Annotated in this window: 17 protein-coding genes; 7 read left to right on the top strand and 10 right to left on the bottom strand. The window is 44.3% G+C overall.

The features are described 5' to 3' along the window. Positions 1–21 precede the first annotated feature (21 nt). The gene (gene ptsP / locus ACWM1W_RS13730; protein ID WP_005232368.1) at positions 22–2,319 is read right to left on the bottom strand and encodes a phosphoenolpyruvate--protein phosphotransferase; all 2,298 of its coding nucleotides are present in this window, start codon (positions 2,317–2,319) and stop codon (positions 22–24) included. A 91-nt stretch (positions 2,320–2,410) separates the two neighbouring features. After that, positions 2,411–2,893, bottom strand: coding sequence for an RNA pyrophosphohydrolase (locus ACWM1W_RS13725; RefSeq protein WP_004781838.1), 483 nt, complete (start codon positions 2,891–2,893; stop codon positions 2,411–2,413). A 182-nt stretch (positions 2,894–3,075) separates the two neighbouring features. Here ACWM1W_RS13725 and ACWM1W_RS13720 point away from each other — a divergent pair, with 182 nt between their 5' ends. Further along, complete coding sequence (locus tag ACWM1W_RS13720) at positions 3,076–3,726, top strand: HAD family hydrolase (RefSeq protein ID WP_005232364.1); 651 nt, start codon at positions 3,076–3,078, stop codon at positions 3,724–3,726. A 156-nt stretch (positions 3,727–3,882) separates the two neighbouring features. Beyond that, positions 3,883–4,134: a DUF2789 domain-containing protein gene (locus ACWM1W_RS13715; protein ID WP_005232362.1), complete on the top strand. Its 252-nt coding sequence runs from the start codon at positions 3,883–3,885 to the stop codon at positions 4,132–4,134. A gap of 43 nt (positions 4,135–4,177) precedes the next feature. Here the strand turns inward: ACWM1W_RS13715 and ovoA are convergent, their stop codons facing one another. From ovoA to ACWM1W_RS13700, 3 genes are all read right to left on the bottom strand, one after another. After that, entirely contained in the window at positions 4,178–6,301 is a 2,124-nt protein-coding gene (ovoA, locus tag ACWM1W_RS13710) for a 5-histidylcysteine sulfoxide synthase (RefSeq protein ID WP_461603318.1), read from the bottom strand. Between the two features lie 217 nt (positions 6,302–6,518). Beyond that, positions 6,519–7,388 (bottom strand): LysR family transcriptional regulator, encoded by an 870-nt coding sequence (locus ACWM1W_RS13705; RefSeq protein ID WP_005232358.1) that lies wholly within the window; start codon positions 7,386–7,388, stop codon positions 6,519–6,521. Positions 7,389–7,573: 185 nt separating this feature from the next. Next, positions 7,574–7,810, bottom strand: a complete 237-nt coding sequence (locus ACWM1W_RS13700; protein ID WP_005232356.1) for a DUF2061 domain-containing protein — start codon at positions 7,808–7,810, stop codon at positions 7,574–7,576. 262 nt (positions 7,811–8,072) lie between these two features. Between ACWM1W_RS13700 and leuC the strand changes: the two genes are divergently transcribed. From leuC to leuB, 4 genes are all read left to right on the top strand, one after another. After that, positions 8,073–9,506, top strand: a complete 1,434-nt coding sequence (gene leuC / locus ACWM1W_RS13695) for a 3-isopropylmalate dehydratase large subunit (protein ID WP_005232354.1) — start codon at positions 8,073–8,075, stop codon at positions 9,504–9,506. A gap of 21 nt (positions 9,507–9,527) precedes the next feature. Beyond that, the gene (gene leuD, locus ACWM1W_RS13690; RefSeq protein ID WP_005232352.1) at positions 9,528–10,178 is read left to right on the top strand and encodes a 3-isopropylmalate dehydratase small subunit; all 651 of its coding nucleotides are present in this window, start codon (positions 9,528–9,530) and stop codon (positions 10,176–10,178) included. 87 nt (positions 10,179–10,265) lie between these two features. Continuing rightward, positions 10,266–10,829, top strand: a complete 564-nt coding sequence (locus tag ACWM1W_RS13685; protein ID WP_005232350.1) for a hypothetical protein — start codon at positions 10,266–10,268, stop codon at positions 10,827–10,829. A gap of 41 nt (positions 10,830–10,870) precedes the next feature. After that, entirely contained in the window at positions 10,871–11,950 is a 1,080-nt protein-coding gene (gene leuB, locus ACWM1W_RS13680) for a 3-isopropylmalate dehydrogenase (protein ID WP_005232348.1), read from the top strand. A gap of 64 nt (positions 11,951–12,014) precedes the next feature. On the opposite strand, the gene ACWM1W_RS13675 is transcribed toward leuB, so the two are convergent. From ACWM1W_RS13675 to infA, 4 genes are all read right to left on the bottom strand, one after another. After that, on the bottom strand, positions 12,015–12,428 hold the full coding sequence (locus ACWM1W_RS13675) for a hypothetical protein (RefSeq protein ID WP_005232345.1): 414 nt from the start codon (positions 12,426–12,428) through the stop codon (positions 12,015–12,017). 189 nt (positions 12,429–12,617) lie between these two features. Then, entirely contained in the window at positions 12,618–12,779 is a 162-nt protein-coding gene (locus tag ACWM1W_RS13670) for a hypothetical protein (protein ID WP_158651681.1), read from the bottom strand. A 32-nt stretch (positions 12,780–12,811) separates the two neighbouring features. Then, positions 12,812–13,012, bottom strand: a complete 201-nt coding sequence (locus tag ACWM1W_RS13665; protein WP_005232343.1) for a hypothetical protein — start codon at positions 13,010–13,012, stop codon at positions 12,812–12,814. A 140-nt stretch (positions 13,013–13,152) separates the two neighbouring features. After that, complete coding sequence (gene infA / locus ACWM1W_RS13660; protein WP_001284370.1) at positions 13,153–13,374, bottom strand: translation initiation factor IF-1; 222 nt, start codon at positions 13,372–13,374, stop codon at positions 13,153–13,155. Positions 13,375–13,606: 232 nt separating this feature from the next. Between infA and ACWM1W_RS13655 the strand changes: the two genes are divergently transcribed. Continuing rightward, positions 13,607–14,614 (top strand): AraC family transcriptional regulator, encoded by a 1,008-nt coding sequence (locus ACWM1W_RS13655; RefSeq protein WP_004781856.1) that lies wholly within the window; start codon positions 13,607–13,609, stop codon positions 14,612–14,614. Positions 14,615–14,740: 126 nt separating this feature from the next. Here the strand turns inward: ACWM1W_RS13655 and truA are convergent, their stop codons facing one another. Beyond that, positions 14,741–15,538: a tRNA pseudouridine(38-40) synthase TruA gene (gene truA, locus ACWM1W_RS13650; RefSeq protein WP_005232340.1), complete on the bottom strand. Its 798-nt coding sequence runs from the start codon at positions 15,536–15,538 to the stop codon at positions 14,741–14,743. Between the last annotated feature and the right edge of the window lie 15 nt (positions 15,539–15,553).

The following is a 15,553-nucleotide window of genomic DNA, read 5'->3' as shown; positions in this document are numbered from 1 at the left end:
GGAACCTGGAAAAGTTCCTCCTTAAGCGCTGACCATACGGGTGGTGGATTTCACCATATCTCCTAAACCATGTGTTCTAAAATAATGCTCCATCCAGCTTTTTACCATGAGTGGATTGTCCAGTTTTAGTACATGTTTGAGTAATTCCTGTGCATCCGGCATCGGTACATGACAGATCGTTTTTCGGACTCTCAAAATATTGCTAGAACTCATGGACAAGGTATTAAATCCCATGGCCATTAATAGTACGGCCGATAGAGGATCACCAGCCATTTCACCACAGATACTGATCGGTTTGTTATTACGGTGACAATCCTCTACCAGACGGGTCAGAGCACGCAGAATCGCTGGATGCAAATGTGAATAGACATTGGCCACACGTGGGTTATTACGGTCGACAGCAAGTAAATATTGGGTCAAATCGTTAGAACCGACCGAGAAGAAATCAACCAGTTCAGAAAACTCATCAATCTGATGCAGTACGCTCGGCACTTCCACCATAATCCCGATTTGCGGCTTGGTAATTTTGACCTGTTCTTCTTCCTGAACGGCATGATGATCACGTTCTAACAGATACAGTGCTTCTTCAACTTCACTGACACTGGTCACCATCGGCAACAGGATATGCAGATTGTTCAGACCGATACTGGCTTTCAGCATGGCGCGAATTTGTGAAGAGAAGATTTCAGGATGATCCAGCGTAAAACGAATTCCGCGCCAGCCCAATGCTGAATTTTCTTCCTTAATCGAGAAATATGGCAGGTCTTTATCTGCACCAATATCCAGCGTTCGCATGACTACCGGTTTATTGGCAAAGTGACTCAGTTGCTGCCGGTAAATGGCACGTTGTTCCTCTTCTCCCGGGAAGCGGTCACGTAGCATGAACGGGATTTCCGAACGGTATAGGCCAACACCTTTGGCACCACGCTGTACACCACGAACCACATCAATCATCAGGCCGGTATTTACAAACAGACGTACAGCGGTACCATCTGGCGTAATTGCATCTTTGGTCTCGTATTGACGTAGATCTTTGGCAATCTGTTCTTCTTCTTTCTGAATTTCTTTATAGCGGGTACGCAGACGACGTGGTGGATTGATAAAGATACGGCCCTGATGCGCATCGACAATCATCTCGACGTCATCCAGAGTATTGATGGGCAGTTCAGTCACACCCACGACAGTCGGAATACCGAGTGCGCGTGCCACAATCACCATGTGCGAATTCATGGCACCTTCAGTGGTGACAATCGCGGCAATCTTATCAACAGGCAGTTCCACCAGTGCAGCCGTTGAAATTTCTTCACCAATCAGGATGCTTTCATCGGTCAGTTCGCGATGGCTTTCATCGGCTTCCTGCAACTTGGCCAGAATACGACGTCCCAGATCTTTTAGATCAGCGACACGTTCACGCAGGTAATCATCCTCCATCTGGACAAACTGCGCCACATGGTTATCAATCACGATGCGAACCGCACCTTGTGCCCAGTGACCATCACGAATCAGTGCTTTAATTTCTGATGGCAGGGCATTTTCATCCAGCATACGCAGGAATACACTGAACAAAGCACGTTCTTCGGCCATCAGCGCATCCTGCATTTTGTCATCCAGGAACTGAATTTCTTCACGCACCGAATTTAAAGCATTATCTAGCAAAGCCAGTTCTTCGCTAATATTATCTGCTTCACGATCCGGAACAGCGCCTAGATCTGCAGGGGGATAAAGCACAATGGCGCGACCAAGTGCGATCCCGCCAGAACCGGATACGCCCTGGAAGGTTTTATATGCCGGTAAATTATTTGGTTTTCGGAATACATCAATATTGCCGACTGCATGTGCATGAGCGATTACGCCCGAAAGCTGAGCACATAGCGTAACCAGGAAAGATTCGGCTGCTTCACTAAAATCCTGGGATTCTTGATTTTGGACAACCAGTACGCCCATGACTTTACGGCGGTACATGACCGGAACGCCCAGAAAGGAATTATAAATTTCTTCGCCCGTTTCCGGTAAATACAGAAAACGATCATGCTTAGGGGCATTGTCGAGGTTAACGATTTCCTCACGCTGACCGACCAGACCAACCAGGCCTTCACCGGTATGTAGAGAAACATGACCGACAGCTTCGGGCTTCAGGCCTTTAGATGCCATTAATAGATAACGCTGGTTGCGTTCATCGAGCAGATAAATGGAGCAAACATCCACATGCATGGCCTCAGCGACCTGATTGACCATAATATCGAGTGATTCATGCAAACTGGTAGACGCATTAATCTCTTGGACAATGCGTCTCAGGGTATCCAGTTGCATATTCGACATGGGTGCTGCTCCGTATTTTTTTAGAAGTCCGGTAATTTAGTTTATTTATAACAATAGCCGAGCAAAAAATCTGCACATGCACGCGATTTTTTTAAGGTTTTTGTTGTGGTAATTGCTGACAGAGTTCAATCATGGCCTTGCGATAAACATCGCGTTTAAAATTCACCACTTGGCCTAATGGATACCAGTAACTGACCCATTGCCATTGATCAAATTCGGGCGGATCGGACAGATCAAGCTGAATGTTCTGTACGGGTGCCGTCAGTTTGAGTAAAAACCACTTCTGTTTTTGACCGATACATACCGGATCTGAATCCGTGCGAATGTATCGATACGGCAAACGATAACGCAACCATCCTTTGGTCTGCGCGATAATCTGGACGTGTTCAGGCAGTAAGCCAACTTCTTCTCTCAGCTCACGATAAAGTGCCTGCTCAGGGGTTTCTCCATATTGGATACCTCCTTGTGGAAATTGCCATGCATTATGACCAATGCGTTTTGCCCATAAAACCTGTCCAGCATCGTTTGCCAAAATGATCCCGACATTCGGTCGGAAACCTTCTGAGTCGATCATTTGGCTACCTAAAATTGTTTAATTTATGCCTTTGCTTTCGGGGAATATTATTTCTTTATCCAACTCGAAAAAAAGCAAAGTTTAAAAATGTTAAAATTGCTATGATCTTAACGAATTTCTATCGACTAGCGGAGATAGATTTACAATTTTTTTCTTAAATTTCAGTTTTTACGAGTATTTTCATGAAATTGGCGCTATTTGATCTCGATCACACCCTGTTAAACACCGATTCGGATCATTCCTGGGGGGAATTCCTGGTCAATGAAGGCCTGGTGGATCCCGTTCATCACCGCGCCATGAATGACAAGTTCTATGAGGACTATAAAAAGGGTCAACTGGATCCTTATGCCTATAATGAATTTGTATTCCAGTTTTTGACTCAACATGACCATGATTATCTGACCGAATTACATCAACTGTTCATGCAAAAAGTCATTCGCCCACAGATGCGTCCGGAAGGTTTTAAAGCGATTCAGCGCCATAAAGATGCAGGGCATGAAATTGTCGGCATTACTGCAACTTCGGACTTTATTACTGCACCGATTTTCCGTGAGTTTGGGATTACTGAAATTATTGCCACCAATGCTGAAGTCATTGACGGTAAATATACCGGTAAGGTGACCAATATCGCCTGCTATCAGCAAGGTAAACTGACCCGTCTGGAACAATGGCTGGCTGGTCGTGAGGTGACCGAGTCTTGGGCCTATTCAGATTCAATCAATGACCGTTTTCTGCTGGAACATGCAGATCATGCCATTGCTGTGAATCCGGATGATCGTCTGGAAGCACTGGCTAAAGAACAGGGCTGGGAAATTCAGAACTGGTCGATTTAAGTAATTCTTTCGATTTAATCAGGCACAACTTTGGTTGTGCTTTTTTATAAGCAGAAGAGGCTACTTTTTGACATGCCTGTTGCTGCATAAACATGCTATGCTCAGAGCAAATAAAGCAAGTCGACAATAACGATAGCAAGCGCCGAGGTAATGAAAATGACCCAAGTTAGACCGCGTATGACTCATCTATTTGCACAGTTAGGTCTGGATTCAAGTGCAGAAGGGATTGCCCAATTTATTCATGAGCATCAATTACCCAAAGATGTAAACCTGATGGAGGCGCCGTACTGGTCAGATGCGCAGCGCCAGTTCCTGGCTGAAAAAATTGCTTCAGATGGAGAATGGGCCATTGTGGTAGATCAGCTCAATGAATCTCTGCACGAGGATGCCACTAGCGGAATTGAGTAGTGAACAAAAAGCCAATCAGTTGATTGGCTTTTTCATTTGGGTATTACTGTGTTCGTTTCCATAAAGTTACTTGGGACAGGGTATGTTGATATTTACGCGCTGTTTCCCGAATCACAAAAGGCACATCCACAGGTTCGTCTAGCATTTCAAAATGTGAACTAAGTAAAGCCTTGATGCCCTCTAAGGTACTCAGGTTTTCTCCTGCCTGCTTAAATCCGCCGATCCATTCACTGCGTGCTGTATGTTCTTCCAGCCAGGTATAAGGCGAGGCCAGCATCAAAATGCCGCCCATATTCAGGCGCTTATGAATCTCACTCAGAAAAGCTTTAGGATGATGCAGACGATCAATCAGGTTAGCTGCCAGAATAAAATCATAATCTGTAAACTGAGGTTTCAGGTTGCAGGCATCGGCCTGATAAAACTCGACCTTATTGGCAGCCTGCTCAAGTCCAAGTTCTGCCAGTGAGCAGGATTTATATTCCACCAGTTCGCCCTCAACAGGAATGCTATAGCGCAGGGTCTCTCCTTGGGCCAGTACTACGCCTTGCTGAATAAAACGGGCAGAAAAATCTAGACCGGTGACCTGATCAAAATCTTGAGCCAGTTCAAAGCTGGCACGTCCAGTCGCACACCCGATATCCAGTGCTTTATGGCATGGAATGTTCTGAAAATAAGGACGGGCTAGTTTGATGAGGCTTTGTGCAAAGTTTGGAACACCGAAATATTCCGCCCCATACTGGAATTCCAGATATTGGGAAATCAGCTGATCGCTTTCATATTGCGAGTGAAACTGCAGTGATGTCTCTTCCGCGGCAACATAGCGAAAACCGGCATGCTGGAAAAAATGTCGCCGGAATGCATAGCGTGAACTGTGCAGGGCTTCATTACCGGCCGAAATCCAGGAACCGCCTTTAATCAGATGATGTTGGCCATCGAAGGTAGGGGTACTAAAATCATCATAGAAGGGATGGACTTGAAAGCCTTCGAAAGGATAAATCGGGGTCTCGGTCCATTGCCAGACATTGCCCTGAACATCATAAAAATCGCCATGCTGAAAATGATCCACCGGACAAGAGCTAGGGCCATATTTTAATTCAATATTGGCTTGCTCAGAACTTGGTAATTTGGGATCCAGTCCTGAAACTGCATACAGTCGATACCATTCATCTTCAGTTGGCAGGCGAATGGACTCTCCGGTCTGTACTGATTTCCAGTTACAGAAAGCCTTGGCTTCATGATAATTCACTTCGACTGGCCAGTCCCAAGGCATCGGAACTTCTTCCAGCATCAGTCTTAAGGACCAACCCAGTTCAGTTTTGATCCAGAAGGTAGGATGTGTGGCTTGAGAAAATGCCAACCATTGCTGGCCTTCTTCAGTCCAGTAGTTAGCTGTCTGATAACCCTCTGCTTCCACAAAGGCTAAAAACTCCTGATTGGATACCAGATATTTAGAGGCTTCGAATTCTTCAATTTCGGCATGATGGTGGCCGTATTCATTGTCCCAGCCATAAAAAGCATGTTCGAAATTTTTATGTAAATTGACCTGACCTGCCGGTACCTTTACCAGACTATTTTCAGGTGCAATACCGGTAATGACATTGGCACGCCACTGCGGATGATTTTGTACATAACGTAACTGATGCTGGCGGATTAAAACCGAAGACGTTTCCAGATGAATCCGTTCATGCTCAATGCCCATGATGATGGTCCACCAGGGATTGTGCCAGTTTAGTGGAAGTTGTAGCGGCGCATGTTCTATCACTTTCAAGACCAGGGCACGTACCTGATGCCGGTAATCACGTACCGCTTGAATGCTAGGCCAGTGATAGTTCTGTTCATCCAGATCATCCCAGCTCATTTCATCTACACCAATCGCAAATATGCTTTCCATATGCGGATTTAAACGTTCCGGAATCAGTTGAGCCAGCAACAGCTTATTGATAAAAAAAGTGGCAGTATGACCAAAATAAAAGATCAGTGGATGACGTAAGGCAATCGGTTTGACATAAAAGGCTTCTTCATTCTTCAGACAGTCAAACAGTTGCTCATAGGTGTCAAAGGTATTTAGAAAATAATTACGTAATACGGCACGCGTCGTCGGTTCATCTTCAAAATCAAGGTTGGGAGTAGGCTGTAGCGTTGGTTTAAGCGGTTTCCATAAACCCATTTCTTCGAGCAGGTCATGAGAAGAAGATAATAAAGTTTTGGAATCAGAAGATTTGATCTGCATTCTGTGCTTCCTTGAGTACGTTTTAATTTTTCATCTTCAGGAAAATGAATTTGATGCTTTTAAAAGTACTTGAAAGGAAGTGACAGATGCGATGTATTTAGGTAACAAAATGCTGCACCGATATTGATGCAGCAGAGAAATGTGAAAATTAGTTTTAAATTGACGGGCCTTGCATCAGTTGAACCAATGCTTCAGCTGCCTTGGATTGAGTACGACCCGGATGCCAGACCATACCGAGCTGACGGTTCATTTCCAGATTCAGATCCAGTTCTTGCAGGTCATGATTGACCAGGGTTTTGGGTAAGACTGACCAGCCTAAACCAATCGAAACCAGCATCCGGATGGATTCAAGCGGGTTATTGCTCATGGTCGTTTTCGGCTTGATACCCTGTTTTTCAAACTCGGCCATAGTAATCTGCGTGGTATAGGTCTGCGCAGAAGGTAGAAGGCTCGGGTAATTCACAAGATCTTCAAGAGACAGGTTTTTTTGCTGAGCCAGCGGATGGAACGGCGCTACCACAAAAACCAGAGGATCATTCCAGATGGTGACATATTTCAGACGTTCATCACCATGCGGTGGCAAGGTCAGGAAAGCCAGTTCCAGATCACCCGCCATCACCTGTTCATGTGCCTGTTCTGAATCTACAAAATGTACATCTAGCGTCACATTTGGATATTGCTGTACATATTCACGCAGATGGCTCGGTAAGTGATGCAGGCCAATATGATGACTGGTGCCAATTTTCAGTTTACCTTGTACCTGACCCTGTTCATGACTCAGGGTATAGTGAATATCACCCAGCTCGTTCAGCCAGTTTTTTACCTTAGGCAGCAGGGAATGTGCCGCATGAGTAGCCTGTACACCACGGCCCGCAGATTCAAATAATTTCACCCCGAAATATTCTTCCAGACTGTGAATACGTTTGGTCACAGCCGGTTGGGTAATAAAAAGCTGATCTGCAGCCAGAGAAATCGAACCTGTTTCCATGACTTTTACAAAGGCTTCAAAAGCTGCGAGATTCATCTTGATCACCTATAAAGTTTTTTTATGCTTAAGTTTATTATTGTAATAATTTAAGAATAAATCAAAGTAAAAATATAGAACTCTTGGTTTAATGTTGAATTAATACACATTTTTAAATGTTTTATTTTATGTCATAAAAAAAGCCACCGAGGGTAGGTGGCTAAAAGAGGAAGATCGACAAAAAATTATGCGGTGATTTCCTCATCCTGTTGCTGGCGTTTTGCTTCCCAGATTTTCTCGTGGAAGAAGAAAGCAACCGCCTGTACAGTCGGTTCTAATAAACTCAAGGCAATCGCCATGGTTAAACTGCCTGTGACAAAATAGCCCACTAACATCGCAACGGTGATGTGCATGATGTAATAGCTAAATGTCTTTTTGAACATGCGCTGATTGTTTTCTACGAAACGTTGAATATGTGCCATGTGGATCTTCCTCAAAACAGATAATTTGTGCCGATGAGGAAATAATAATAATTCTCATTTAATTTGTAAAAACGAATATTTTTAATAAAACGATCGGAAAATTAGATTTATAAAAAGAGAGCTAAACTATGATTTAATTTAAGTTTTAAAAGATTCCAAAAAGTTTTTTAACTAATAAAAATGATAAATTAGATTTATGTGAATGCAGCGATATAATCAAAATTAGCGAAAGAATTTACCCAGTCCAGTGGAGCACATCGACATGGCAGGCGAGACCCAAACAGCAAAAACATTATACGATAAGTTATGGGATGATCATTTAGTAAAACAACGAGATGATGGTTCAGCTCTACTTTATATCGACCGTCATTTATTGCATGAAGTGACTTCACCACAAGCCTTTGAAGGCTTGCAACTTGCTGGCCGTAAGCCATGGCGTTTAAGTGCCAACATCGCAACACCTGACCATAACGTACCGACCTCTAAAAAAGAGCGTGAGCAGGGCGTGGCTGGGATTGAAGATGATACTTCACGTATCCAGGTACAAACCTTGGATGACAACTGTAAGACGTTCGATATTGTTGAATTTGATATTAACGATATTCGTCAAGGGATCGCGCACGTTGTTGGTCCTGAGCAGGGCTTAACCTTGCCAGGTATGACGGTTGTATGTGGTGACTCACATACCGCGACACATGGTGCATTCGGCTGCTTGGCACACGGGATCGGGACTTCAGAAGTTGAACATGTATTGGCAACCCAATGCCTGGTTCAAAAGAAAATGAAAAACATGTTGGTACGCGTTGACGGTAAATTAGGTCAGGGCGTAACACCGAAAGATGTGGTTTTAGCCATTATCGGTAAAATCGGAACTGCTGGCGGTACAGGTCACGCAATTGAATTTGGTGGCCAGGTATTCCGTGACATGTCGATCGAAGGCCGTATGACCGTATGTAACATGGCAATTGAAGCGGGTGCACGTGTCGGTATGGTCGCAGTCGATGAAAAAACCATTGAGTATGTCAAAGACCGTCCATATGCACCGAAAGGCGAGCAATGGGATCAGGCGGTTGCGTACTGGAATACCTTGCATTCTGATGAAGGCGCGCACTTCGATACAGTTGTGGTGTTGCAAGGTGAAGAGATTGAACCACAAGTCTCTTGGGGGACTTCTCCTGAGATGGTGATTCCGGTGTCTCAAGCGGTCCCAACTTTGGAACAGGCCAAAGATGATGTACAGCGCAATGACTGGAACCGTGCTTATCAATATATGGGCTTAACTGCAGGTCAGGCTTTAGCAGATATTCAGTTAGACCGTGTATTCATCGGTTCCTGCACCAATTCACGTATCGAAGATATTCGTGCTGCGGCTGAAGTGATCAAAGGTCGTAAAGTGGCTTCTAGCATTAAACAGGCCATGATCGTTCCGGGTTCGGGTTTGGTGAAACAGCAGGCAGAATCTGAAGGTTTGGACAAAGTCTTTATCGAAGCTGGTTTTGAATGGCGTGAACCAGGTTGTTCTATGTGCTTGGCAATGAATGCTGACAAATTGCAGCCAGGCGAGCATTGTGCCTCAACTTCAAACCGTAACTTTGAAGGTCGTCAGGGTAATGGCGGTCGTACCCATTTGGTGAGCCCAGCCATGGCTGCTGCTGCAGCGATTGCCGGTCACTTTGTTGATGTCCGTTCATTTTAATTGGTACGCAGGAGCAGAAATATGAAAGCTTATACCGTTGAACAAGGTATTGTTGCACCCTTAGACCGTGCCAATGTCGATACAGATTTAATTATTCCAAAACAGTTTTTGAAATCGATCAAACGTACCGGTTTCGGTGAAAACCTGTTTGATGAATTGCGTTATTTGGATGAAGGTTATCCAGGTCAGGACAACTCGGTTCGTCCGATTAACCCGGACTTCGTATTAAACCAGCCACGTTATCAAGGTGCATCGATCTTAATTTCACGTGCTAACTTCGGTTGCGGTTCAAGCCGTGAGCATGCGCCCTGGGCCTTGAATGAATACGGTTTCCGTACTGTGATTGCGCCAAGCTTTGCTGATATTTTCTTTAATAACTGTTTTAAAAATGGCATGTTGCCGGTGATCTTGCCGGAAGAAACGGTTGATCAGTTATTCAAGGAATGTGCAGCAGCTGAAGGTTATCAGTTAACGATTGATCTGGAAGCGCAGGAAGTTCGTACACCAAATGGCGAAAGCTTCAAGTTTGAAGTGGACCCATTCCGTAAGCATTGTTTGTTAAATGGTTTGGATGATATTGGCTTAACTTTGCAGGCGGCAGATGATATTCGTGCCTACGAAGAAAAAACCAAACAATCACGCCCATGGGTATTTGCTGAAATTCATTCATAAAACAGCAAAAATTGTCATGGCATGACTGCGAAGGCCTTGCTAATATCAGAAGATTATTAATTTTTTTGATAGGTTAATACAGACATCATGGCAACGTATTGGAAACAGTGGCTTGCTCTAAGTGCAGTATCAGTGCTGATGACCGCGTGTCAGAGCATTGATACCTTCAAACTTAAACATGCCAAAGAAGATGCAGAAAGCAAATCCAATGCTTTGATTTATTGTGCAGGCACACCGGATTGTCAGTTTGAACGTTTAGATCGGACCATGATTGTGGATGAGTCCACCAAGCGAATCAGCCCAGAAGCGCTAGATCAGCGTCTGGTTCGTTTGCAGGCCAAAAACCTGAAACAGGATAATCCGATTTATTTATCTGTGCCGGAAGGGCAGCATGAACTGGTGGTGCGTTTCTATCCGATTAGCAAGGATAAGGCTGAGACCTTGCATCTGTTCCAGCAGTTTAAGGCGAATAAACGCTATACCTTGAAAATGTTCCGTGACCGAAATGCACGTAGCACCAGTTTATTAAATGCCTCTGCACCTGATCCATTGTGTGTGGACCTGTTGCAAGAGCAGAAAGTGATTCGTCGTTTTTGCAAACCCTATAATGTCATCAATGGCATTGCAGAGTTTGTAGAAAAAAAAATTTAACCTAGTCAGGTGGATGCCTGACCTTATAAATGGAAAAGCTCATGTCTAAACAAATTTTGATTTTAGCTGGTGACGGTATTGGCCCTGAGATTGTAAAAGCCGCAGAACAGGTGCTTACACGAGTTAATGAAAAATTCAATCTGGGTTTAACATGGGAACAAGGTCTTTTAGGTGGTGCTGCGATTGATGCACACGGTTCACCTTATCCAGAGGTAACCTCTGAACAGGCGAAAAAAGCAGATGCAATTCTGCTCGGCGCTGTAGGCGGTCCAAAATGGGATACGATTGAGCGTTCAATCCGTCCAGAACGTGGCCTGTTAAAACTACGTAGTGAGTTGAATCTGTTTGCGAACTTACGTCCAGCGATTCTTTATCCACAATTGGCTGATGCCTCTAGCTTGAAACCGGAAATTGTCTCTGGTCTGGATATCTTGATCGTACGTGAATTGACCGGCGGTATTTACTTCGGTCAGCCACGCGGGATCCGTGAACTGGAAAATGGCGAAAAACAAGGTTTTAACACTGACGTTTATGCAGAATCTGAAATCAAGCGTATTGCCAAAGTTGCGTTCGAACTTGCTGGCCTGCGTGACGGTAAAGTATGTTCAGTCGATAAAGCCAACGTGCTTGAAGTGACTGAGCTTTGGAAACAAACCGTGACTGCACTGAAAGAAGAGCAATATCCAGACATTAACTTGTCTCATATGTATGTAGACAATGCTGCGATGCAATTAGTACGTGCGCCTAAGCAGTTTGATGTGATTGTGACTTCAAACCTGTTCGGTGACATCCTGTCTGATGAAGCTGCAATGCTGACTGGTTCAATCGGTATGTTGCCATCAGCTTCATTGGATGAAAATGGTAAAGGGATGTACGAACCTTGCCATGGTTCTGCACCAGATATCGCAGGTCAAAACCTGGCAAACCCATTGGCAACCATTCTGTCTGTAGCCATGATGCTGCGTTATACCTTCCGTGAAGAAGCGGCTGCAAAAGCTATTGAAGATGCGGTAGGTAATGTTTTAGACCAAGGTCTGCGTACGGCTGACATCATGTCTGAAGGCATGACTAAAGTGGGTACGGTGGAAATGGGTCAGGCAGTTGTGACTGCATTGAATTAAGTTACTCAGTATTTCTACGTAAAAAACGCAGCCTTGAGCTGCGTTTTTTTATGACTGATTTTGATTAACAGGTTCGACCCGTAAGGCTGACAGAAGTTGCAATATTGTCTTTAAGCAAAAAGGTAATCTTGCATTGCAAATTCACATCATACCCTGATGCAGGACTCACAGTGACTGGAACCGGAACTGTGCCTGTACCTGCTGCCGGAAATTGGGCAATCGGTAAGGGCACGGTCACAGGACGTTCTACGACATAGCTGAGCTGTTGGGAGCTGAGCTCAGGTTCACTGATTTGCTGATAACCCAAACGTTTCAAATCTAAATTGCGATCAATATACTGGCTGCTCTGGCCAATAAATTGCTGTAAATAAGCTTCACGGTCGGCCTGGCTGATCGTGGGTGTCTGTGCACACCCTGACAGACCGAGCAACAGGATGCTCAAGCCCAATACCAGAGGAGTCCCTTTGCTTAACAACATCACATCACTCCTACTCAAGGAACGCTTAAAAACAGTGTAGTAGCAAAGTGTGAGAGGAACTGTTGTAATTTATTATTAGGTAAGACAACAATAATCAGGCAGTTAGATGTTAGCTGTAGCCATCAAATCCAAGACAACTTAGAATGTTCTTATATTCACTTCAAAATGAATAAAAAGCAAAAATGAGTATTAACAGGCACGTCCGCTATATTGCACGGATTGGGCAGTCCCTTGTTCTAGCTGTAAATGAATCTGACAAGGCATTTCAACCTGATAACCCGGGCCGGGTGCAGTTGCGAGTCGTACAGGGGCACCTATACTGACACTTTGCTGAATGGCGGGTGTTCCCAACGGAAGTTAAATGGTGCGAAGTACGGTATAACTCAGACGTTTTCCGTTTGTACAGGTGCTTTTGAGGTCTTAAAACCGAGTGCAGTTAAATCCAGATCCTTGCGAATTGACTCTGCAGATTGGCCGATATATTGCTGTAGTTGCTGATCTAGTTGTCGTGATTTTGTCGAATTGGTAGTGGCGCAGGCACTCAGGCTGATTCCTAGGATCAGAGAAAACAAGATTTTTTGCATGAATGATTCACTGTTTTTATTAGAGGAAAAATAGAAATGATTATCTTCGAATGCAGTATAGGGAATGTGCAGGGGAATTGATATAAAAGAAAAGGCAATAAAAAAGCCACTGGATGAGTGGCTTTTGCTTCCGCTAAAACTTAGCGCGCACGGTATGTGATACGACCCTTAGTCAAATCATAAGGAGTCATTTCGACCTTCACGCTATCGCCAGTCAAAATACGAATATAGTGTTTACGCATTTTACCAGAAATATGGGCAATTACTTCGTGACCGTTTTCTAAACGTACACGGAACATAGTATTAGGAAGCGTCTCGGTGACAACGCCTTCGAACTCGATGAGTTCCTCTTTATTGGCCATAGCCTACCTGAATGAATAAATTGGAAAGGCGCAAATTATAGTCAATTTTTTCGCAAAACACAAGGTGTAATGGGCGTTAGACTGATCATCTGTCAGTAAAATAAGCGAAGTATGAGTTTAAACTTTTTTAACTAAAAAGCGTATGGTATCTGTTGTCAGTTTGGTCAATCACAGTTAATCTAATTTCAATCTTTTTAAGTATAAATGAAGTACATACAAGGAAGGTTTTTGAGTGAGTCAGCTAACGGATGCATCAGTCGTATTGCGTTTAGGCTATCAGGCGATTCGTCGTGCAGGTTTGCCAACAGAAGAACTTCTGACGAAAGCAGGAGTCGCTTTAAATCAGGTGGAGACCAATGACCGTACTCCGCTTAGTGCTCAGTATGCCTTCTGGGTTGCCGCAGAAGAGGTCAGTAAGGACCCGGATATCGGATTGCATCTGGGTGAACATTTGCCACTCTATCGCGGACAGGTGATTGAGCATCTGTTTATTTCATCAGAGAATTTTGGTGAAGGCTTGAAACGTGCACTGGCTTATCAGCGTCTGATCAGTGATGCCTTTCATGCCAAGCTGGTGGTCGAAGATGATCGCTGCTATCTGACCAATGGTGAACAGCCTTTTGCTGAAAGTCTGGTCAATCGTCACTTTACCGAATGTGCGATGTCAGGTGTGTTGCGTTTCTTTAAATTTATTACTGAAGGCCGTTTTGAACCGATCTATATCGATTTTAATTTTTCCAAAGGCGCGGCAGATGAAGAATATTTCCGGGTTTATGAATGTCCGGTAAGTTTGGGGCAGAAAGAAACCCGTTTGTATTTTGATCCAAGTATTCTGGATTTTCCACTTTGGCAGGCAGAACCGGAACTGTTGCAGCTACATGAACAGCTGGCGATTGAAAAATTACAGGAACTGGCTCGTTACGATTTAGTCGGGGAAGTGCGTCGTGCAATCGGTTCTACTTTAGAAAGCGGTGAAACGACTTTGGAAACTGTAGCCGCTCAACTGAATATTACTCCACGTCGTTTACGTACCCAGCTCAGTGAGGCTAATACTAGTTTCCAGCAGATTCTGTCCGATTATCGCTGTCGTCTGGCTAAACGTTTATTAGCGAGTACCAATGAAAGTGTGGAGCGTATTGTTTATCTGACTGGATTCTCGGAACCGAGTACCTTCTACCGTGCCTTTAAACGCTGGACCAATGAAACACCAGTGGAATATCGGAAGCGGAAGCAGCGTTAATTACCATCCTAAGTCCCTCCTTTCTTGCGCTTCAGCTTAAAGCAGTGCTTAAGCTTTGCTCAGGAGGAGAGTTCCTCCCTTTTTAAAGGGAGGTTAGGAGGGATTTAAAAATTAAAAATAATTAGCTTATTCCGGCATATTCAACCAATATGGACCCAAAGGTATTTTGGGTAAGTCAAAATGCTCTGGATATTCAGCCTGAATAAAATACAGACCGTCCGGTGGTGCGGTAACTCCGGCTGCTTTACGATCTTCTGCTGCAAAAATATGGTCAATATGGTCAACCTCATACATGCCTTGACCGATTTCCAGTAAACAGCCCATGATATTGCGTACCATATGATGCAGGAAGCCATCCGCCTGAATATCTAGAATCAGATAAGGCCCATGCTGGATCAGGCGGCAATGACGTACATGACGTACCGGCTGATTGGACTGGCAGGCTGCTGCACGGAAACTTTCAAAGTTATGCGTGCCTTCAAACTTTGCAGCTGCCTCAATCATCTTTTTGACATCAAGTGGATAGTAAATATGCGTGACCTGTTTATGCAGCAAGGCAGGGCGTACCGGATGGTTATAGACAATATAGCGATAACGGCGTGCCTGTGCTTTAAAGCGTGCATGGAAGCCATTATCCATCTCCTTGATCCATTGGATCGAGATATCCTTAGGTAACTGGCTATTTGAGCCCATTAACCAGCCTCGTTCAGAACGCAAGGCATGGGTATCAAAATGTGCAACCATATTCGTCGCATGCACGCCGGCATCGGTTCGGCCTGCACCATGCAGAATAATCGGTTTATCGGCAATTTTACTGAGTACCTTCTCGATTGTTTCCTGAACACTGATTACGCCCGGCTGTTGAGTCTGCCAACCTCGATAATTCGTTCCACAAAACTCAATTCCCACCGCAAAACGCTGCATAATGACCTCAAAACC

The sequence above is a fragment of the Acinetobacter sp. TW_SC_4 genome (genome assembly GCF_054861205.1).
Note: the sequence above shows the minus strand (reverse complement) of the source record. Positions and strands in the feature narration are given on the sequence as shown.